The sequence below is a fragment of the Streptomyces sp. NPDC059850 genome (assembly GCF_042731515.1).
Lineage (GTDB): Bacteria > Actinomycetota > Actinomycetes > Streptomycetales > Streptomycetaceae > Streptomyces.
In genome coordinates this window covers 59,374-77,534 of record NZ_JBHWJI010000043.1, presented here as the reverse complement: position 1 = coordinate 77,534, position 18,161 = coordinate 59,374, and the positions used below count along the sequence as shown (strand labels likewise).

The 18,161-nt window shown below is 72.6% G+C and carries 18 protein-coding genes; 9 read left to right on the top strand and 9 right to left on the bottom strand.

Features of this window, described 5'->3' with window-relative positions; all coding sequences use genetic code 11:
* The first annotated feature begins 187 nt into the window (after positions 1 to 187).
* Entirely contained in the window at positions 188 to 1,930 is a 1,743-nt protein-coding gene (locus ACFV9T_RS29850) for a cellulose binding domain-containing protein (protein WP_385445542.1), read from the top strand.
* Between the two features lie 129 nt (positions 1,931 to 2,059).
* The gene (locus ACFV9T_RS29845; protein ID WP_385445541.1) at positions 2,060 to 2,404 is read left to right on the top strand and encodes a hypothetical protein; all 345 of its coding nucleotides are present in this window, start codon (positions 2,060 to 2,062) and stop codon (positions 2,402 to 2,404) included.
* A gap of 12 nt (positions 2,405 to 2,416) precedes the next feature.
* Here the strand turns inward: ACFV9T_RS29845 and ACFV9T_RS29840 are convergent, their stop codons facing one another.
* Positions 2,417 to 3,472: a cation diffusion facilitator family transporter gene (locus ACFV9T_RS29840; protein WP_385445540.1), complete on the bottom strand. Its 1,056-nt coding sequence runs from the start codon at positions 3,470 to 3,472 to the stop codon at positions 2,417 to 2,419.
* Positions 3,473 to 3,541: 69 nt separating this feature from the next.
* On the opposite strand from ACFV9T_RS29840, the gene ACFV9T_RS29835 reads away from it, so the two are divergent.
* The 4 genes from ACFV9T_RS29835 to ACFV9T_RS29820 all read left to right on the top strand — a co-directional run bounded on the left by ACFV9T_RS29835 (position 3,542) and on the right by ACFV9T_RS29820 (position 5,872).
* Entirely contained in the window at positions 3,542 to 3,901 is a 360-nt protein-coding gene (locus tag ACFV9T_RS29835; protein WP_385445539.1) for an ArsR/SmtB family transcription factor, read from the top strand.
* Positions 3,902 to 3,959: 58 nt separating this feature from the next.
* Positions 3,960 to 4,433 carry a hypothetical protein gene (locus tag ACFV9T_RS29830; protein WP_385445538.1) on the top strand — a complete coding sequence of 158 codons (474 nt, stop codon included), beginning with the start codon at positions 3,960 to 3,962 and terminating at the stop codon, positions 4,431 to 4,433.
* Positions 4,434 to 4,505: 72 nt separating this feature from the next.
* Positions 4,506 to 5,171, top strand: a complete 666-nt coding sequence (locus tag ACFV9T_RS29825) for a DUF3105 domain-containing protein (RefSeq protein ID WP_385445537.1) — start codon at positions 4,506 to 4,508, stop codon at positions 5,169 to 5,171.
* On the top strand, positions 5,168 to 5,872 hold the full coding sequence (locus tag ACFV9T_RS29820) for a DUF305 domain-containing protein (protein ID WP_385445536.1): 705 nt from the start codon (positions 5,168 to 5,170) through the stop codon (positions 5,870 to 5,872). The genes ACFV9T_RS29825 and ACFV9T_RS29820 overlap by 4 nt, the downstream gene beginning before the upstream one ends.
* 30 nt (positions 5,873 to 5,902) lie before the next feature.
* Here ACFV9T_RS29820 and ACFV9T_RS29815 read toward each other — a convergent pair whose 3' ends face one another.
* Both ACFV9T_RS29815 and ACFV9T_RS29810 read right to left on the bottom strand, forming a co-directional pair.
* Positions 5,903 to 6,529, bottom strand: a complete 627-nt coding sequence (locus tag ACFV9T_RS29815) for a TetR-like C-terminal domain-containing protein (RefSeq protein ID WP_385445535.1) — start codon at positions 6,527 to 6,529, stop codon at positions 5,903 to 5,905.
* A gap of 275 nt (positions 6,530 to 6,804) precedes the next feature.
* Complete coding sequence (locus ACFV9T_RS29810) at positions 6,805 to 7,452, bottom strand: TetR/AcrR family transcriptional regulator (RefSeq protein WP_385445534.1); 648 nt, start codon at positions 7,450 to 7,452, stop codon at positions 6,805 to 6,807.
* A gap of 107 nt (positions 7,453 to 7,559) precedes the next feature.
* On the opposite strand from ACFV9T_RS29810, the gene ACFV9T_RS29805 reads away from it, so the two are divergent.
* Complete coding sequence (locus tag ACFV9T_RS29805; RefSeq protein WP_385445533.1) at positions 7,560 to 8,294, top strand: SDR family NAD(P)-dependent oxidoreductase; 735 nt, start codon at positions 7,560 to 7,562, stop codon at positions 8,292 to 8,294.
* Between the two features lie 65 nt (positions 8,295 to 8,359).
* Here the strand turns inward: ACFV9T_RS29805 and ACFV9T_RS29800 are convergent, their stop codons facing one another.
* The 6 genes from ACFV9T_RS29800 to ACFV9T_RS29775 all read right to left on the bottom strand — a co-directional run bounded on the left by ACFV9T_RS29800 (position 8,360) and on the right by ACFV9T_RS29775 (position 15,603).
* Positions 8,360 to 9,634: a cytochrome P450 gene (locus ACFV9T_RS29800; RefSeq protein WP_385445532.1), complete on the bottom strand. Its 1,275-nt coding sequence runs from the start codon at positions 9,632 to 9,634 to the stop codon at positions 8,360 to 8,362.
* Positions 9,631 to 10,251 carry an ATP/GTP-binding protein gene (locus ACFV9T_RS29795; RefSeq protein WP_385445531.1) on the bottom strand — a complete coding sequence of 207 codons (621 nt, stop codon included), beginning with the start codon at positions 10,249 to 10,251 and terminating at the stop codon, positions 9,631 to 9,633. The genes ACFV9T_RS29800 and ACFV9T_RS29795 overlap by 4 nt, the downstream gene beginning before the upstream one ends.
* On the bottom strand, positions 10,232 to 10,594 hold the full coding sequence (locus ACFV9T_RS29790) for a DUF742 domain-containing protein (protein ID WP_385445530.1): 363 nt from the start codon (positions 10,592 to 10,594) through the stop codon (positions 10,232 to 10,234). The genes ACFV9T_RS29795 and ACFV9T_RS29790 overlap by 20 nt, the downstream gene beginning before the upstream one ends.
* A complete protein-coding gene (locus ACFV9T_RS29785; RefSeq protein WP_385445529.1) occupies positions 10,591 to 11,022 on the bottom strand; it encodes a roadblock/LC7 domain-containing protein in 432 nt (143 codons plus the stop codon). The genes ACFV9T_RS29790 and ACFV9T_RS29785 overlap by 4 nt, the downstream gene beginning before the upstream one ends.
* 14 nt (positions 11,023 to 11,036) lie before the next feature.
* On the bottom strand, positions 11,037 to 12,614 hold the full coding sequence (locus tag ACFV9T_RS29780) for a sensor histidine kinase (RefSeq protein WP_385445528.1): 1,578 nt from the start codon (positions 12,612 to 12,614) through the stop codon (positions 11,037 to 11,039).
* Positions 12,615 to 12,915: 301 nt separating this feature from the next.
* Complete coding sequence (locus ACFV9T_RS29775; RefSeq protein ID WP_385445527.1) at positions 12,916 to 15,603, bottom strand: SpoIIE family protein phosphatase; 2,688 nt, start codon at positions 15,601 to 15,603, stop codon at positions 12,916 to 12,918.
* Between the two features lie 340 nt (positions 15,604 to 15,943).
* Between ACFV9T_RS29775 and ACFV9T_RS29770 the strand changes: the two genes are divergently transcribed.
* Complete coding sequence (locus tag ACFV9T_RS29770) at positions 15,944 to 16,528, top strand: hypothetical protein (protein ID WP_385445526.1); 585 nt, start codon at positions 15,944 to 15,946, stop codon at positions 16,526 to 16,528.
* 85 nt (positions 16,529 to 16,613) lie between these two features.
* A complete protein-coding gene (locus tag ACFV9T_RS29765; protein ID WP_385445525.1) occupies positions 16,614 to 18,152 on the top strand; it encodes an ATP-dependent DNA ligase in 1,539 nt (512 codons plus the stop codon).
* The last annotated feature ends 9 nt before the right edge of the window (positions 18,153 to 18,161 follow it).

Sequence of the window (18,161 nt, the reverse complement as noted above, 5' to 3'; positions counted from 1 at the left end):
TCCGTCACTCCTCTATCGTCTCTTGTCAGTCGACTCACGGACGTGAAAGGCTCGGCCCACCCGTGAAGGGGAATCCCCAACTCCGAGTCAGATCTGTGCTGTTGGCTGCCCAACCCCGCGGCCCCATGTGAGAGGCTTGCCCCCGTTGGCGGGGGCGCCACTGTTCGTGAGTGAGGAATGTGCCTCCATGCCCGACCACTCGGCATCCCGGGACGGCGCCTTCGCGCCACCCGGCCAACCGTCCGTCACCGCGGCGGACAGCGACGCCGTCTCCCCGACGGCCCTGCTCAACCTTTACTGGGACGCGGTAGCCGACTACGCGAACCTGTGCACCACCACCCCTGAAGACGGCATGCGGCTGGCCACCGAGGCGTTCCGGCGCGGTATCCGGGCCGCCCGCAATCGGCGGGCCCGTTCCTGGGGGCCGCGGTTGCCGTGGCTGCCGCTGCTCCTGACGTCCGTACGCAAGACCGCCGCCGACTGGCACACCAGCCGGGACGGCGACCGGCTCGACCCGGAGCTGCGGGTCTGGCTCTCCTCGACGGGCGTCGCCCGCTACGCCGTCCCGCCCCGGGAGCAGCCGCTGGCCCTGCGGGGACTGCGTGACCTGGGGGAACGCGACGGGGCGATGCTGTGGGAAATCGAGGTGGAGTCGCAGCCGGTCGAGGCGCTGGCCTGGCAGCTGGGCGGCGACATCGCGTACGCCACCGAGGAGATCGCCCGGGTGCGGGCCGCCTTCCGGCAGCGCTGCCAGCGCAACCATCTGGACACCCTCAGCCATGAGGAGTGCCGCAGCTACGCCAAGCTGCTGGACGCCGCCACCCGTTCGCCGGATGCCCACTCCCCCGCGGACCTGTGGCAGCACCTGGCCCGCTGCCGTAACTGCCGTGAGGCCGCCGCCTGCCTGTATCTGCACGGCGGCGGGCTGCCCAACGCGCTGGCCGGAGGCGTGCTGGGCTGGGGCGGGCACGGGTACGTGGCGCGGCGCCGAAGAGCCGTCGAACGGGCCCCGGGCGCCACCCCCGCCTCGACCGCACCGGCGTCGCACGCCGTCCGCATCCCGTTACGGGACCGGGTCCTGGACAAGGTCGGCGGCCCGCTGATGATGGCGCCGCGCCTGCTGCGCCAGAGACTCGGCGGCCCGACCGGGCGCAGACGAGCCGTGACCGGTGTGCGCAGGGCCCGTACGGCGACGGTCGCCCTGGCGGTGGTGGCCGTCGTGGCGCTGGCCACGACGGTCGCGCTGACCAGGACCGCCGCGGTGTCCGGCGACGGAAACGGGGACCAGGCCACCGGCCGCGTGACCCGCGACTCCAGCGCCCCGATCCCCCCCTCGGACGCCGCTCCGGCGGGCAGCGGGACCCCCAGCCGCACCGGCGGCGGGTCCGCCGAGCCGTCGTCCTCCCGCAGCGGCGACGGCGTGGGCGGCAAGGCCGGGAAGGACGACCGTAAGGACGACACCGGCCGCGCGGGGGACAAGGACGGGAAGCGCGCCGACCCGCCCGCCTCCTCGCCCGCCGCGGAGGGCCGGGGCCACCAGCCCTCCGACGGCCCCACCCGGAAGCCCAAGGACAAGGACAAGGGCAACGGCAAGGGCAGCGGAAAGAGCAAGGGCAAGCCCAGCTGCACGGCCCGCTACAACCTGGTCACCGAATGGCCCGACGGCTTCAAGGCCGAGGTCACGCTGACCTCCCGCAGCGCGCTCGACACCTGGCGGATCACCTGGGACTTCCCCGACCGCCAGCGCGTCACCCAGATGTGGAACGGCTCTTTCACCCAGCGCGGTTCCACGGTGACCACCACACCGGCCGACTACAACCAGCGGATCGACGCGGGCAAGCCCTTCTCCGTGGGCTTCCTCGCCACCTGGGACAGCCGGAACTCCCCGCCCCGCGCCTTCACCCTCAACGGTGAGCGCTGCTCGGCCTGAGGGCCGTAAAAACGGACGGACGCGGCCCGGCATTCCGGGCCGCGTCCGGTGCGCGAGCCCCACCCGGATGGCCGTACAGGACCCCCGACCGTGTTACGCGAGGGGCGCGGGTGGCATGTAATGGCGCGCATGAGCAGTGTCCTCAGCGGCATCGTGTCCCTGCCCCCGGACACCCCCACGGTCCGGGCGGCACGGGTGGTGGTGGAGGTGCGCAACGTGTCCCGCGCCGATGTGGCCACCTCCGTGGTGGGGGCGCAGGTGCAGACCGATGTGCCGCTGAGCCCGGCCGGTCACATCCCGTTCAGCGTCACGGTCCCGGGCGATCTTGACCCCGACGACGCGTACGGGCTGCGCGTCCACGTCGATCTGAGCGGTACGGGCTTCCTGGAGCGCGGCGACCTGGTCAGCGCCCGGGTGGGCCCCGTACCGCCGGTCTCCACGGCCGGGCTGATCGCCCCGGTGAGCGCCGTCTGAATCACCTCCGCATCACACGGCGTGGTGGGCCAGCGGGCCGTGCGGGTCGGGGGACCGGTCGGACGGGGCCGGGTCGGCGTGGATGAGGGCGGCGGTCAGCCGGGGGACGGCGTGCAGCAGGGCGTGTTCGGCGTCCACCGCGACCCCGTGGGCCTCCCGTACGGTCAGCTCGCCGCCGACCACGACCGCGACCTCCGCGCGCAGCCGGTGGCCGATCCAGCGCAGCCGCAGCTCGCCGATGTCCTGGACCCCCGGTACGGCGCGCAGGGCGCGCTCGGCGGCGTCGGTGAGGGCCGGGTCGACGGCGTCCATCACCCGGCGGAACACCTCGCAGGCGGCGTCGCGCAGCACCAGCAGGATCGCGGCGGTGATGGCGAGGCCGACGAGGGGGTCGGCGAGCCGCCACCCGAGGGCGGCACCGGCCGCACTCAGCAGGACGGCGAGCGAGGTGAAGCCGTCGGTACGGGCGTGCAGACCGTCGGCGACGAGGGCGGCCGAGCCGATCTCGCGGCCGACCCGGATGCGGTAGCGGGCGACCCATTCGTTGCCGAGGAAGCCGACCACGGCCGCGGCGGCCACGGCGGGCAGCTGCTCGATGTCGCGCGGGTGCAGCAGCCGGTCCACGGCGGTCCAGGCGGCGAACGCGGCGGAGGCCGCGATGGTGAGCACGATCGCGATTCCGGCCAGGTCCTCGGCCCGCCCGTACCCGTAGGTGAAGCGGCGGGTGGCGGCGCGGCGGCCGAGCAGGAAGGCGAGGGCGAGCGGGAGGGCGGTCAGGGCGTCGGCGGCGTTGTGGACGGTGTCGCCGAGCAGCGCGACGGACCCGGAGACGGCCACGACGACGGCCTGCGCGACGGCGGTCACGCCGAGGACCGCGAGGGAGGTCCACAGGGCGCGCAGGCCCCGCGCGGAGGACTCCAGGGCCCGGTCCGTCTTGTCGGCGGAGTCATGGGAGTGGGGGCGCAGCAGATGGCCCGCGCGGTGCCGCCAGGCCCTGCGGCTGCGGTGGTGGCTGTGCCCGTGCCCATGGTCATGCCCGTGATCGTGCGTGTGCCGGTCGTTCGTCATGGCCTCCGCCTTCCTCATGTGCTCCGCACGTACTGGACACGGTGCGTCCCCGCAGCCCATTATGTGCGTATGAGCGCACGCATGCACCTATCAGCTGCGCACGATGCGCATCCGCACACCCCGAGCGCCGAGCAGTACGCGCGCGCCGCCGAGGTGCTGGGCCTGCTCGCCGACCGCACCCGGCTGACGCTGCTGCACACCCTGGCCTCGGGCGAGGCCGATGTGACGGCGCTGACCACCGTCTGCGGGGCGGCCCGCCCGGCCGTCAGCCAGCACCTGGCCAAGCTGCGGCTGGCCGGGGTCGTCACCTCGCGCAAGGACGGCCGACGCGTCGTCTACGCCCTCCGGGACGGGCACCTGGCCCGGCTGGTCACGGAGGCGCTGAACCACGCCGACCACGAATTGTCGGGTCTCCCCCGGCACGACTGACGCGATTGCGGCCGTACCCGTTCAGTCCCGGCAGGCCCACTGGTTACGATCTGGCGCGATGGGCAGAGGGCGGGCCGGACGGGCCGGAGACGAGGGCTTACGGATGCGCAAGGTGCGAGCCACCACGCGTGCCGCCCTCAGGCGTGTCGTACCGCTCCTCGCCGCCGTGCTGTGGGTGGCGCCGTCGTGCGTCCACTCCGGCGGCGACCACCCACCGATATCGGTGGGCTGCCCGCACCAGCTCATCGCCGAACAGCAGCTCGTGCAGCCCCCCTTGGACCCGCTCCCGGACGCGCTGCCCGCCGGAGACGGCACAAGACCCCCGGGCGACGGCAGCGGCAACGGCAGCGACGACTGCGTGGCCGGTCCCCGTGGCGGGAACCCCGCCCTGGTCCCCGCGCCCGTCCCGCCGCCCGCCCCCGCCGGGCTCCGGCCGCCGGGCGGCCCCCGGGGCACGGACTCCGTACGGGCGCCGCCCGACCCGCACGTCCACGCCCTCGGCCTCCATCAGCTCCAAGTACTCCGCACCTAGGCCGATCGCCGTCATCCGCCACCACTTCACTCATTCAGTGCGACAGTGCGAGAACGCGAGGACTGGACAGCCATGGCTTCCAAGGGATCGAAGACGAAGGGCGCGGCCGAGCGCCGCGCGAAGATAGAGGAGCTGCGCCGCGCCGAGAAGGCCCGCGAGCGCAGGTACCGGATCATCACCATCACCTCCTGCACCGTGATCGTCGCCGCTCTGGCGGTCGGCGGCTTCTTCCTGGTCGACGCGGGCAACAAGAAGGAGGAGAAGGCCGCGAAGGTCAGCTCGTCGGTCGTGAAGACCGGTGAGTTCAAGGGCATGAAGACCTGGAAGAACCTGGGCCGCACCCATGTGGGCGGCTCGGTGAAGTACGCGATGTCCCCGCCGGTCGGCGGCAACCACGACCAGGTCTGGCAGAACTGCCAGGGCGACGTCTACACCAAGCCGCTGGCCAAGGAGAACGCGGTGCACTCGCTGGAGCACGGCGCGGTGTGGGTGACGTACAACGACAAGGCCTCCAAGGAGGACGTGGCCACCCTCAAGGCCCGGGTGGAGAAGACCAATTACTCGCTGATGAGCCCCTACGAGGACCAGGACGCGCCCATCGTCCTCAGCGCGTGGGGCAACCAGCTGGAGATACAGAAGGCGTCGGACCCGCGAGTGGCCGCGTTCTTCAAGAAGTTCGTCCAGGGCAAGCAGACCCCCGAGCCGAACGCCTACTGCACCAACGGGAAGTCCTCGTGACGGAGGGGACCACCGCCCTCGGCCGCGCGTCGCGGCAGCCGCTGGTGGCGGGCATCACCGCCGCCCTCGCGGTGCTGGCGCTGGTGGCGGTGGGGGTGGTGTGGCTGCTGAGCGACCGCTCGGAGGGCACGACCGGCACCGGCACGCCGGGCGACACCTCCGCCGAGGCCGGGTTCGCGCGCGACATGTCCACCCACCATCAGCAGGCGGTGGAGCTGTCGCTCATCGTGCGCGATCAGACCGACGACGAGGACGTGCGGCGGCTGGCGTTCGACATCCTCACCGCGCAGGCCACCGAGCGCGGGATCCTGCAGGGCTGGCTGGACCGGTGGGGTCTCGACCGGGCGTCCGAGGACGCGCCGATGACGTGGATGAAGGACGCCGAAGGGCAGGGTATGGACCATGGCTCGATGAAGGGCATGGACCACGCCTACAAGCCGCATGACGGCTCGCTCATGCCGGGCATGGCCACCAACACCGAGCTGGACAAGCTGCGTGACGCCAAGGGCAAGGCGGCCGAGGTGCTCTACCTGAAGCTGATGACCGCCCACCACAAGGGCGGTGTCGCGATGGCGGAGGGCGCGGTCGAGCTGGTCACGGACCCGACCGAGAAGCAGCTGGCCACGTCGATGGTCAAGGCCCAGCAGTCGGAGATCCAGCTGATGGCCGACATGCTGAAGGAGCGCGGCAGCGCCTCCTGAAGGCCCCTGTAACCGCCCCCGGCCCGCTGCTCACGGGCCGGGGGCCTCGCCGTCCCTGCGGAACACCCCCGCGCGGGCCGCCTGGTAGACCGCCTCGGCGCTGGTCCGCACCAGCCGGGCGTCGATGGTCCCGCGCAGGATGAGCACCCGGTAGTAGAACGGCGCGCCCAGCGCGGCGATGACGTCCATCGCGTCGGTGTCCGGGGGCACCTCGCCCCGGTCGGCCGCGTGCCGCACGATCTGCGTCACCTGCTCGATCCGGCCGACGAAGGCGTTGCGGACGATGTCCTCGGCCCGTGGATCGTGGGCGGCGGCCGTCAGCAGCGCCTGGATGAGGTTGCGGTTGTTCATCGCGGTGTTGAAGTCGGCGATGGTCTGGGCGAGTTGGCACAGATCCCGCCGGAAGTCGCCCGAGTCGGGGGTGGGCAGCGCGGAGCTGCGCTGGTCCAGCAGATCGACGACGACGCCCTCCACCGTCCGCCAGCGCCGCCGGATCGTCGACACGTGCACCCCGGAGCGCCGGGCGATCTTGTCGAGGGTCAGCTCGGTGTACGCGTCGTCGCCCAACGCGTCGTAGGCGGCGGCCAGCACGGCGGCGCGGGTCCGTGCCGTGCGCCCGCCGGGGCGCGCCGAGCCGTGGGGTGGTCGGGCGTTCATGGATGGTGAGCCGCCATGTCTCCTGTGCCGCGAGTGGGGTCCGTAACGGGGCCGACCCTACGTCCCGCCAAACCCGGGCGCACGAGATCTTCACTACTTCAAGCCGCTACTGGCCGGTACTGCATTGCGTGACGTGCCCACGTCTGGATACGGTGACGCCCCCAGCTTAACGCGCGCCCATGAGCATTAAGGGCGAGGCGTGAAAGTAGGCGTGCTGGACCTTCCGTACGCGGGGAGGGAAGGTCCAGCGCGCTTGCAGCCCCGCGTTCCTGGGTTCACCCCTCCGGCACCGAGCACTCCATGATGCGCGCCATCTGCCCCTGCGTCAGGGCGGGTTCGGCGATCGGGCGGGCGGCGTCGGCGCGCAGGCCGTCGAGGAAGAACGCCAGGCAGCGCCGCCAGGCCCGGGGCGCCGTGTCGATCGACTCCCGGATCACCTGGGACATCGCCCAGACCAGCACGGCCAGATCCTGTGGCGCGAAGTCGGCGCGCAGCGCGCCGCTCTCCTTGGCACGGTCGATGATCTGCTCGGTGTGGCCGAGGCAGCGACGGGACGCCTCGTTCAGCTCCGCGGCGTCGGGGAAGCGCCGGGCGAGCGCGTCGTTGAGCCCGCGGTCCTCGGCCTGGAGGGCGAACAGCCCCTCCACGTAACCGCTGAACCCGTTCCAGGGGCTGGGGTCGGCGAGCGCGGCGGAGGCGATCCGGTCCAGGGCGGCGAGCCGCTCCGGGAAGATCGCGTCGAGCAGCGCCTCCCGGGTGGGGAAGTGGTTGTAGAGCGTGCCGATGCTGACCCCGGCCCGGCGGGCCACCTCCTCCAGCGGGGCTTCGAGGCCGCGCTCCCCGAACACCTCGGTGGCGGCGGTCAGCAGTTTGCCGCGATTGCGCGCGGCATCGGCCCGCAGGGGCCTGGATCCGGCTGTCATGGCGGCCATTCTACAAAAGTCGAGGCTTCCCTCATGTTCCGTGTTACCGTCACGAACGTAAGGTGAGGAACCCCTCAACTTGTTCTTGCTCCGGAAAGGACATCCGTATGTCCGCACCACCTCGCAAGACCGCCGTCGTCATCGGAGCCGGGCCCGGCCTCGGCATGTCCATCGCCCATCGCTTCGGCCGCGAGGGGTACACCGTGGCCCTGGTGTCGCGCAGCGGAGCGCGGCATGCCGGATATCTGGAGGAGCTGGCCTCGGCGGGCGTCGAGGCCGGGTCCTTCCCGGCCGACGTCCGCGACGCCGGGAGCCTGCGGTCCGCTCTGGACGCCATCGCCGAGCGATACGGAACCATCGACCTCGTCTACTACGGACCGGCCTCGGCCGGTGCCGACGCCTGGCCGACCCCGATCACCGAGACCGACGCGGCGAGCGTCGCCGACGCCATGACCTGGATGTACCCGGCCGTCGACGTCGTCCAGCAGGTCCTGCCCGGCATGACCGAACGCGGCGGCGGGGGGCTGCTGTTCGCGACCGGCCTCAGCGCCGTGCTGCCGATGCCCGCGCTCGGCAATCTGGCGATCCTCTCCTCCTCGCTGCGCGCCTACGGCGTGACGCTGAACGCGGCCCTGGCGGAGCGGGGGATCTACGCGGGGGTGCTGGTCATCGGCGGGGCCGTCGAGCGCGGCGACATCTACCGGATGGTGGCGTCCCAGCCGGAGCGGTTCGGGGAGGTGAAGGACGTGTCGCTGGACCCCGATGACATCGCCGACACCGCGTGGGACCTGTTCTCCGAACGCGACCGGCCCGAAGCGGTCTTCAACGCGCTGCCGAGCTGAGCCACCGGCGGGCAGCGAACGGCCCCGGCGGTGGTTCGCATCGCCGGGGCCGGATCGACGGCGGGTCAGCGGGTGAAGGCCGGGGTGAAGTCGACCGGGATGGACGAGACGCCGCGCATCATCAGCGCGGAGCGCCACTGCAGCTCATCGGGGGTGACCGACAGGGCCACGTCCGGGAGGCGGTCGATCAGGACCTCGATCGCGGCCATGGCGATGTTCTCGGCCAGCTCGCGGGCGGCCCGGGGGCAGCCGTGCGGGCCGTGGCTGAAGGACATGTGTGCCTGGTTGCCGGACGCCCCGGCCCGGAAGTCCGGGCGTACGTCGGGGTCGGCGTTGGCCGCCGCGAGGCCCAGCATCACGCAGTCGCCCTTGCGGATGTGGCGCCCGGCGAACATGGTGTCCTCGGACGCCCAGCGGCCGACCCAGTTGGGGACCGGGGTGGCCTCCCACAGCACCTCGTTGAGCGCCTGGCCGACGCTGCGCCGCCCGCCCGCCATCGTCACCGCGAACCGCTCGTCGGTGAGCATGAGCCGCAGCGCGTTGCCGATCAGGTCGGTGGTGGGCTGGTGAGCCGCGTAGACGTTGCCCAGGAGGTCGTTGATGATCTCCTCGTCGTTGAGGCCCGCCGGGTGGTGCGCCAGCACCGAGGCGATGTTGGACGCGCCGGGGTTGGCCCGGGCGTGCTCCAGCAGCGCCACCATCCGGTTGGTCAGCCGGTCGAACGCGGCCGGTCCGGCCTTCCCGCTGACCAGGTCGACCATCTCCTGCGTCAGGGCCGGGTCGTCGTCCAGCCCGTACATGGGGTTCAGCACCCGCAACGGGATCTGGCTGGCGTACTCGGCCATCAGATCGGCGCGCCCGCTGCCCGCGAAGACGTCGATCAGCGCGTCCGCGACCCGCTCGCACTGCGCCCGCAGCTCGGACGGGTCCACGGACTCCATGCTCTCGATGATCGCCTCGGAGCGGCGCTCATGTTCGGCGCCCTCGGAGAACAGCATCGTCGGCCGGTAGGCGACGAACGTCATCAGCTCCCAGTCGGCCGGGACCCGGTCCCAGGAGTGCCAGCGGCGTGAGTCGCGGGCGAACAGGTTGGGGTCCGTGGTGACCCGCAGCAGCTCCCGGTAGCCGAGCACCAGCCAGACGGGGATGTCCGGTTCGAGCAGTACGGGGACGACGGGGCCGTGCTCGCGGCGGAGCTTGCGGTACAGCTCGTCCGGATCGGCGCGGAGCAGATCCATGTCCAGCCGCACCGCGCCCGGCTGCTCCGGCCAGCCCTGCGGGGGTGGTGCGGCGGGGGCGAAGGGGCCCTCTGGTGGGAACGTGGGGTCCGGGGTGGTCACGCGGTGGTCTCCCGGGCGGCGGAGGAGGTGGACAGGGAGTAGAGGTGACGGGCCAGCGCGACCAGCACGGCCTTGCTGGAGTCGCGCTTACGGGCGTCGCAGTCGATCATGGGGATGTCCGGGGGCAGATCGAGCGCGTCCCGGACCTCCTCCAGGGTGTGCTGCGGTTCGGTGAAGTTGTTGCGGGCCACGATGAACGGCGTCCCGTGGTACTCGAGCCGGTCGATGGCGTACCAGGAGTCTGCGAGCCGGTTGGTGTCGACCAGCACGACCGCGCCCAGGGTCCCGGCGAAGAGCCGGTCCCACAGGAACCAGAAACGTTCCTGCCCGGGTGCGCCGAACAGATAGAGCACCATCTGCTCGTCCAGGCTGATCCGGCCGAAGTCGAAGGCGACCGTGGTGGTCGTCTTCGACTGGACGAACGAGGCGTCGTCGATCCCGACGCCCGCCTGGGTCATCGTCTCCTCGGTGCTGAGCGGGCGGATCTCGCTCACCGACTGGACCATCGTCGTCTTGCCCACGCCGAATCCGCCGACGACGACGATCTTGAGGCCATCGCTCGCGCTCGCCCGCAGTGGCGCCCGGTCGTCGGCGCGTTCAGAGGTTCTGGAGTGCAACGAGCACCTTCTTCAGCGTTTCGGGCTCCGGCAGCCCTCCGTTGTCGGGGCGGGCCGCATGGGGATGGCGCGCGGTGATCTTGCCGGTGTCGAGCAGGTCGCAGAGCAGGATCTTGACCACGCTGACGGGCAGTCCCAGGTACGAGGAGATCTCCACGACCGCCATGGGCCGACGGCACATCCGGAGGATCTTGACGTGCTCGGACTGCATGCCGAGTGAGGGGTCGGATTCGCTGACGATGAGCGTGACCATGTCGAACACGCTCTCGTCGGCGCGGCTGCGGCCACCGGTGACGGTGTACAGCCGGTCAGGGTCCTCGCTGTCGAGCGGCCCTCGGATCATGCGTTCGCCCCGCCGCCCCGGCCGCCGTTCGCGAAGGTACGGGGCGCCGCCCGCAGATGGTCGCCGATCTGCTCGACCATCTCGTTCATGTTGTGGCCGATGATGCCGACGTCGGCCTCGTCGTGCGCCACGACGGCCAGATGGGCGCCCTCGCCCGCCTCGACGATGAACAGGATTCCCCCGTGGAACTCCGTCATGGACTGCCGGACGCCGCCGCTGCCGTCCCCGAACTCGATCGACGCACCGTGGGAGAGGCTCTGGATACCCGAGGCGATGGCCGCCAGCTGGTCCGCCTGGTCCACGGAGAGACCGGACGTCAGGCAGAGCTTGAGACCGTCCCGGGACAGCACCAGCGCGTGCCGGGCCCCCGGCGTCTTCTCCAGCAGGTTCTCCAGCAGCCAGTCCAAGCTGCGGTCTGTGGTGTTCATCGGCGTTCCTATCATCACGGCTGGTCGTTCTCTGCGGACTCAGCGGACTCGGCGGACTCGGCGGACGGCGCGGGGCAGCCGCGCGTGGCGTCACGGAAGGCACCGAAGCGGGCTCCGGCGTCGGTACGCGGAGGCTTCGGCTTGGCATCGGGCGCGGGCTTCGGCGTGGCCCGGGTGGCGGCGGCGAGGGTCTCGCCGCGGCGCCGCTTGGGCAGCCCGTTGATGCGCGGCTCCGCCGGGGCGTCGGCGCCGGAGGGGCCATCGGATGAGCTGGGCGCGCCGGAGGGCTCGGCGGCCGGGGACGGCTCCGCCACGGGCGGCGCGGAAGCGGCCGGGGCGGGCTGGGCCACCGGAGCCGAAGGGGCCACCGGAGCCGAAGGGGCCGCCGGGGCGGGTGCCTCGGCCACCGGCTCGGGGCGCTCGGCGCTCGCGGCGACCCGGGGGTCGGCCGCCGCCGGGGCGGCGGTACGCGGCCGGGCGGGCTCGACCCGGTTCCGTACGGGCGCCTCGGGCACCGCGTCCTGGTTGATGTGCGTGATCAGCTGCTGCGGGATCAGAACCACGACGCCGGTACCTCCCCGGGCGGACGGCCGGAAGGAGACCGTCAGCCCGTGCTTGCGGGCCAGACAGCCGACGACCGCGAGGCCGAGCCGGGTGCCGGACAGGGTCGTCAGGTCGAGTGTCTGCGAGGAGACCGCCTTCTGGGCGCGGGCCAGCGCGGACGGGCCCATGACCAGGCCGCCGTCCTCGATGGTGACCACGACGCCTGTGTGGGTCTCCTCGACGTAGACGTGCACCTCCTCGGTGGGAGGCGAGAAGCTGGTGGCGTTGTCCATCAGCTCGGCGAGGGCGTGCATGACGCCCTCGGCCGCGTAACCGGCCACCGCCGCGTTGCTGGCCGCGTGGACCCGTACCCGCTGATAGGCGCTGATCCGGCCGACCGCGCCGCGCAGGATGGACTCCATCACGATGGGCTTGGTCCAGCGGCGCCCGGAGCGGGCGCCGGTGAGGACCGCGATGCTGTCCGCGATACGGCCCGTCTGGGCGGTGGTGTGGTCGAGCTTCAGCAGGTCGCCGAGGACGCTCTCGTCGTGCCGGTTCTCCATCTCGCGCAGGTCCGCGAGCATGCTGGTGGCCAGGGCCTGGACCCGGCCGGCCGCGTTGGCGCAGGCGGCCATCGCGGAGGCGCGCATGCGCTCACCGGTGCCGATCTCCTGCACCACGCGGCGCAGCACCCGGCCGTGCGCCTGGTCGCCGGGCTTGGTCACCTGCATCAGCACGGTGTCCACGGAGCCGCCGTCCCGCAGGCCCTTCACCGCAGCGGGAATCGTTTCGTCAGCGAGCCGGGCGGCCTCCGCGGAGTACTGCGCGGCGGAGGCTTCCAGGCTCGCGATCCGGGACTGGAGACGGCCGATGGTCCGCGACCGGTGGGCGGCGACCGCGAGGGCCACGCCCAGCAGGACGGCCGCCAGCGCGCAGAAGACGGCGACGAGGACGCGCTGGGCTTCGGGCACCTCTGCCGTCACCCACGCTCCCGCCCCGCCGGCGACGACCGCGGCCCCCAGGGGCACGGCCAGGGCCTGCCGGGTCACGGCAGGCCCTTTGTAGGGATGGCTGGATATATGTGCTGACATCTATCAGGTCCTCATGGGCGCGTTCGTGGGTTGAGGGTGGACCACGCGGACATCAAGCCGTGGGCGGCACATGGTAGTACTGCTCAGAGAATTTTGAACGACCGCGCTCGGCACACGGACCATGACGACCTGTCAGCATCGAGGTCCGGCACCGGACGTTGTCCGATCGCGCCAAAGGTGAACGGTTCTGAGCTGGGGTCACGTATCCCTATTCGACAGACAGCACACCTGACGGCCGGAGCTAGAATGACTAGCACTACTAGACACGCCCGGACGCGTGAGCCGACGGCTCCAGACCGGCCTCCGGCGGTTCCGGCAGGGCCAGTTCGGCCCAGATGACCTTGCCGCCCGGGATGTAGCGCGTCCCCCAGCGCTCGGCGAACTGCGCGACCAGGAACAGCCCGCGGCCGCCCTCGTCGATCGGCGTCGCGTACCGCAGATGCGGTGAGGTGCTGCTCGTGTCGGACACCTCGCAGATCAGGGCGCGGTCGCGGAGCAGCTGCAGCCGGATCGGGCCGGTGGCGTGCCGGATGGCGTTGGTGATCAGCTCGCTGAGGACGAGTTCGGCGGTGAACGCGATCTCCTCCATGCCCCACTCCGCCAGCTGCCGCTGCACCCCGGCCCGGACCCTGGCCACCTCGGCGGGGTCGGACGGCACGTCCGAGGACACCACCCGGCCGGGGCCCAGCACCCGGGTCCGGGCGGCGATCAGCGCGATGTCGTCGCCCGGCTGGGTGGGCAGCATCGCGTCGAGCACCTCGGTGCAGATCTCCTCGGGCGACCGCCCCGGGTGCGCCAGGGCGCCGCGCAGCATCTCCAGACCGATGTCGATCTCCCGGCGGCGGTCCTCGATGAGCCCGTCGGTGTAGAGGACGATATGGCTGTTTTCGGCCAACTCCAGCTCGGCCGTGTCGAACGGCAGCCCGCCGAGGCCGAGCGGGGGCCCCGCGGGCAGGTCCGGGAACTGCACCGAGCCGTCCGGGCCCACCACGGCGGGTGGCGGATGCCCGGCCCTGGCCATGGTGCAGCGCCGGGTCACCGGGTCGTAGATCGCGTACAGACAGGTGGCACCGGTCGCCCCGGTGGTGGGCTCGCCCCCGGGGACGCCCTGGCCGAGCGGGCTCTCGTCCTGGTCGATGCGGGCCACCAGGTCGTCCAGATGGGACAGGATCTCGTCGGGCGGCAGATCGAGGGTGGAGAAGTTGTGCACGGCGGTCCGCAGCCGCCCCATCGTGGCCGCCGCGTGCAGCCCGTGCCCGACGACGTCGCCCACCACCAGCGCGACCCGCGTGCCCGGCAGCGGGATGACGTCGAACCAGTCGCCGCCGACGCCCGACTCGGCGGGCAGATAGCGGAAGGCCACGTCCAGCGCGCTCTGCGCGGGTACGGCGCGGGGCAGCAGGCTGTGCTGGAGGGTCACCGCCATGGTGTGCTCGCGGGTGTAGCGGCGGGCGTTGTCGATGCACACCGCCGCGTGCGAGGCCAGCTCCTGGGCGAGCGTCACCTCTTCGTCCTCGAAGGGGTCACGCTCCGCCATCCGCCAGAAGTTGACCACGCCGAGCAGCACGCCACGGGCCCGCAGCGGCACGGTGACCAGCGACCGTACGCCGTACTCGATGACCTTGCGGGTCTGGTCGGGGTCCTGCGCCTGCCAGCCGTACGCCTGGGTCAGATCGTCCTCCACGACCGCCTGCCCGCTGCCCAGGCCCCACGCCTGGGGCGTGGACTCGGCGAACGAGAACCGCTCGCCCACGCGGTAGAAGGGGTGGTCGGACCGGATGCCGTGGACGGCCGCCCGGCACATCTCCGCGCCGCCGACCGCGGGCGGCTCCTCCCCGCGCGCCACGGGATCCGCCAGGTCGACCGTGACGAAGTCGGCGAACCGCGGCACCGCCACCCGCGCCAGCTCCACGGCGGTACGCCCCACGTCGAGCGTGGTGCCGACCTCCACGCTGGCGTCGTACAGCAGCTTGAGCCGCTTCTGCGCCACGTCGGCGCGGCCCGAGAGGGCGCGCAGCTCGGTGGAGTCGCGCAAGGTCGCGACGCTGCCGGGCGGGCCGCCGTCGCGGTCGGTGGGCCGGTTGTTCACCGCCAGCAGCCGGTCGCCCGCCACCAGCACCTCGTCGGTGACGACGCGCCGGGAGAGCAGCAGCCCGGCCATCCCCGGGTCCAGGCCCAGCTGGCGGATCGGGCGCCCCTCGGGGCGCGGCGGCAGGCCGAGCAGCCGGGACGCCTCGTCGTTGGCGAGCACCAGCCGGGCATCGCCGTCGACGATCAGCACGCCCTCGCGGACGGCGTGCAGCACCGCGTCGTGGTGCTCGTACATCCGCGTCATCTCGCCCGGGTCGAGCCCCCGGGTCTGGCGCCGCAGCCGTCGGCTGACCATGGCGGTGCCGCCGGTGGCCAGGGCGAGCGAGGCGGTGACGGCGCCGATGAGCAGCGGCAGCTGGCGGTCGGCGAGCCCGCTCACCGTGCTGATCGTGATGCCCGCGCCGACCGCGCCGACGACCTTGTGGTCGCGGTCGAAGATCGGCGCCACCGCGTCCATCGCCTGCCCCAGGGTGCCGGGGCCGACATCGGTGGTGGTGTGCCCGCGCAGCGCCGGTTCGATGGTGCCGACGTAGTGCTTGCCGATCCGGTCGGGCTTGGGGTGGGTGATCCGGATGCCGTCGGTCTTCATCACGACGACGAAGTCCAGCCCGGTCTGCTTCCGGACGGCCTCCGCCTTCGGCTGGAGCACGGCGGTCGGATCGCGGCTGCGCAGGGCCTCGACCATCCCCGGCGAGTTGGCGAAGGACTCGGCGACCGCGACCGAGCGGCTGCGGGCCTCGTCGGTGGCGTCGTGCCGTACCTGGAGCACCAGGGCGACGGTCGCCGCGGCGCCGAGCAGCAGCACGATGATCAGCTGGAGGACGAAGACCTGGCCGGCGACGCTGCGGACGCTCATCCATGCCCGAGAGCGCCGTCCCGCCTCCTGAGGGCGCTCGCGCCGCCGACTCCGTGGGCGCCGACCGGGGAACACGCGGGCAACCCACGATCGACCCATGAACCGGGCCATAGAGATACATCTACACCGCTCATCCCCGGAAGGCGAGCCCCATCCGCCCGCTATGCCCAGGAGCATCACCATCCGCCGAGAAGGGGTGACTTTGCGTGGAGACGGCCGCCCGGAACGCGGGGTGCCGAGCCCGGCGGACTGTGTAAACCTGACATCAGGGCAATTCACCCGAATTGCCGCGAAACGGCGGCCGCCGGGCCGTCGATCGCGCCTGACGAAGGAGCCCGACATGGCCACTCACGCGGGTGGAGTCCACCCCGGAACCGCCCCACGCGCCCACGGCGCGGTAAGCGGACGTCTCGTCTTCGGTGCCGTCATGATGCTCTTCGGTGGTCTGATGACCCTGGCCCAGGGCATCGCGGCCGTACGCAACGACAGGGTGTTCGTGGAGACCCAGAGCTACGTTTTCAGCTACGACCTCAGCGGGTGGGGCTGGATCCACATGATCGTCGGCATCGTCCTGGTGGTCGCCGGACTGGCGACGTTCACCGGAGCGATGTGGGCCCGGACCGCGGGTGTGGTGATCGCGGGACTCGCCCTGCTGGCCAACTTCCTGTGGCTGCCGTACACCCCGCTGTGGGCGACGGTCCTGATGCTCATCGACGCGTTCGTCATCTGGGCCCTGTGCACCGGGGGCCAGGGCACGGAACCCGGAATGGGCGGAGCGCGAATGAGCGCGGCGGGCGGCCCCACGGGCGGCGGCCAGGGCTACGACACCCGAGGCGGCGGGGGCGGCCAGGGCTACGACACCCGAGGCGGCGGCCAGGGTCCCGACCCCCGGAGCGGCGGACCGGATTACCCCGAAGCCCGATGACGACGGGGCGGTGTCATCGGCGGCCCGTCCGCCGGTGACCGCCGCATCGCGTGCGGTAGGGCGGTGGCGGAGGCAGGGTGGAGCCATGCTGCTGGCCGATGTCGCGCGCACCTCCCGGCAGGTCGCGGCCACCTCCGCCCGCTCGGAGAAGATCGCCGCCCTGACCGGGCTGTTCCGCCGCACCGAACCCGCCGAGGCCCCCGTGGTGATCACGTATCTCGCGGGGAAGCTGCCGCAGCGCCGCACCGGTGTCGGCTGGTCCACCCTGCGCCAGCGGCACGAGCCCGCCGCCGCGCCACGGCTCGCCGTCCTCGACGTGGACGCCGCGCTCAGCCGGATCGCCGCCGTCTCCGGCACCGGCGCCGGGGCGGAGCGCAGGCGCCTCGTCGGCGCGCTGATGGCCGACGCCACCGAGGACGAGCAGCACTTCCTGCTCGGGCTCATCGGCGGGGAGCTGCGCCAGGGCGCGCTGGAGGCGCTGGCCGTGGAGGGGCTGGCGCAGGCCGTCGGCGCGCCGCCCGGCGACGTGCGCCGGGCGGTGATGCTCGGCGGTTCGCTGGGCGCGGTCGCCGAGGCGCTGCTCGCGCGCGGCCCGGCCGCGCTGGCCGACTTCCGGCTGGAGGTGGGGCGCCCGGTGCTGCCGATGCTCGCCCAGAACGCGGGGAACCTGGACGAGGCCATGGACCGGCTCGGCCCGTGCGTGATCGAGGAGAAGCTCGACGGCATCCGGGTCCAGGTGCACCGCGACGGGAACGACGTACGGATCTACACCCGCACCCTGGACGAGATCACCGACCGGCTGCCCGAGGTCGTCGCGGCGGCCCGCGAACTCGCCGTGCGGCGGGCCGTCCTCGACGGCGAGGTGATCCTGCTGGACGAGGCCGGGCGGCCGCGCCCGTTCCAGGAGACCTCCGCCCGGGTCGGCTCCCGGCTCGACATCGCCGGGGCGTCCGCCGCGCTGCCGCTGTCCCCCGTCTTCTTCGACCTGCTCGCCGTGGACGACCGCGATCTGCTCGCGCTGCCGACCCGCGAGCGCCACGCCGAACTGTCCCGGGTGGCCCCCGCGCCGCGCCGGGTGCGGCAGCTGCTCGCCGAGGACCCGGCGCATCCGGAGACCCGGCGGGCGGCCCGCGCGTTCGCCGCCGACGTACTGGACCGGGGCCACGAGGGCGTGCTCGCCAAGGGCCTGGAGGCCCCGTACGGCGCGGGCCGCCGCGGCGCGTCCTGGCTGAAGGTCAAGCCGGTGCACACGCTGGACCTGGTGGTCCTGGCCGCCGAATGGGGCCACGGCCGCCGCACCGGCAGGCTCTCCAACCTCCACCTGGGCGCCCGCCGCCCGGACGGCACGTTCCTGATGCTCGGCAAGACCTTCAAGGGCCTGACCGACGCGCTGCTGGACTGGCAGACGGAAGCCCTGCTGGGGATCGCGGTCAGCGACGACGGCTGGGTGGTGCGGGTCCGTCCCGAGCTGGTGGTGGAGGTGGCCTTCGACGGCCTCCAGCGCTCCTCCCGCTACCCGGCGGGCGTCACCCTCCGCTTCGCCCGCGTCCTCCGCTACCGGGAGGACAAACCCGCCGCCCAGGCGGACACGGTCGACACGGTGCTGGCCCTGCGGCGACCGTGAGCCGGGCCG

Coding starts and splice junctions, on each gene's coding strand:
- ACFV9T_RS29850 (WP_385445542.1), top strand. CDS start 188: ATGCCCGACCACTCGGCATCCCGGGACGGCGCCTTCGCGCCACCCGGC.
- ACFV9T_RS29845 (WP_385445541.1), top strand. CDS start 2,060: ATGAGCAGTGTCCTCAGCGGCATCGTGTCCCTGCCCCCGGACACCCCC.
- ACFV9T_RS29840 (WP_385445540.1), bottom strand. CDS start 3,472: ATGACGAACGACCGGCACACGCACGATCACGGGCATGACCATGGGCAC.
- ACFV9T_RS29835 (WP_385445539.1), top strand. CDS start 3,542: ATGAGCGCACGCATGCACCTATCAGCTGCGCACGATGCGCATCCGCAC.
- ACFV9T_RS29830 (WP_385445538.1), top strand. CDS start 3,960: ATGGGCAGAGGGCGGGCCGGACGGGCCGGAGACGAGGGCTTACGGATG.
- ACFV9T_RS29825 (WP_385445537.1), top strand. CDS start 4,506: ATGGCTTCCAAGGGATCGAAGACGAAGGGCGCGGCCGAGCGCCGCGCG.
- ACFV9T_RS29815 (WP_385445535.1), bottom strand. CDS start 6,529: ATGAACGCCCGACCACCCCACGGCTCGGCGCGCCCCGGCGGGCGCACG.
- ACFV9T_RS29810 (WP_385445534.1), bottom strand. CDS start 7,452: ATGACAGCCGGATCCAGGCCCCTGCGGGCCGATGCCGCGCGCAATCGC.
- ACFV9T_RS29805 (WP_385445533.1), top strand. CDS start 7,560: ATGTCCGCACCACCTCGCAAGACCGCCGTCGTCATCGGAGCCGGGCCC.
- ACFV9T_RS29790 (WP_385445530.1), bottom strand. CDS start 10,594: ATGATCCGAGGGCCGCTCGACAGCGAGGACCCTGACCGGCTGTACACC.
- ACFV9T_RS29785 (WP_385445529.1), bottom strand. CDS start 11,022: ATGAACACCACAGACCGCAGCTTGGACTGGCTGCTGGAGAACCTGCTG.
- ACFV9T_RS29775 (WP_385445527.1), bottom strand. CDS start 15,603: ATGAGCGTCCGCAGCGTCGCCGGCCAGGTCTTCGTCCTCCAGCTGATC.
- ACFV9T_RS29770 (WP_385445526.1), top strand. CDS start 15,944: ATGGCCACTCACGCGGGTGGAGTCCACCCCGGAACCGCCCCACGCGCC.
- ACFV9T_RS29765 (WP_385445525.1), top strand. CDS start 16,614: ATGCTGCTGGCCGATGTCGCGCGCACCTCCCGGCAGGTCGCGGCCACC.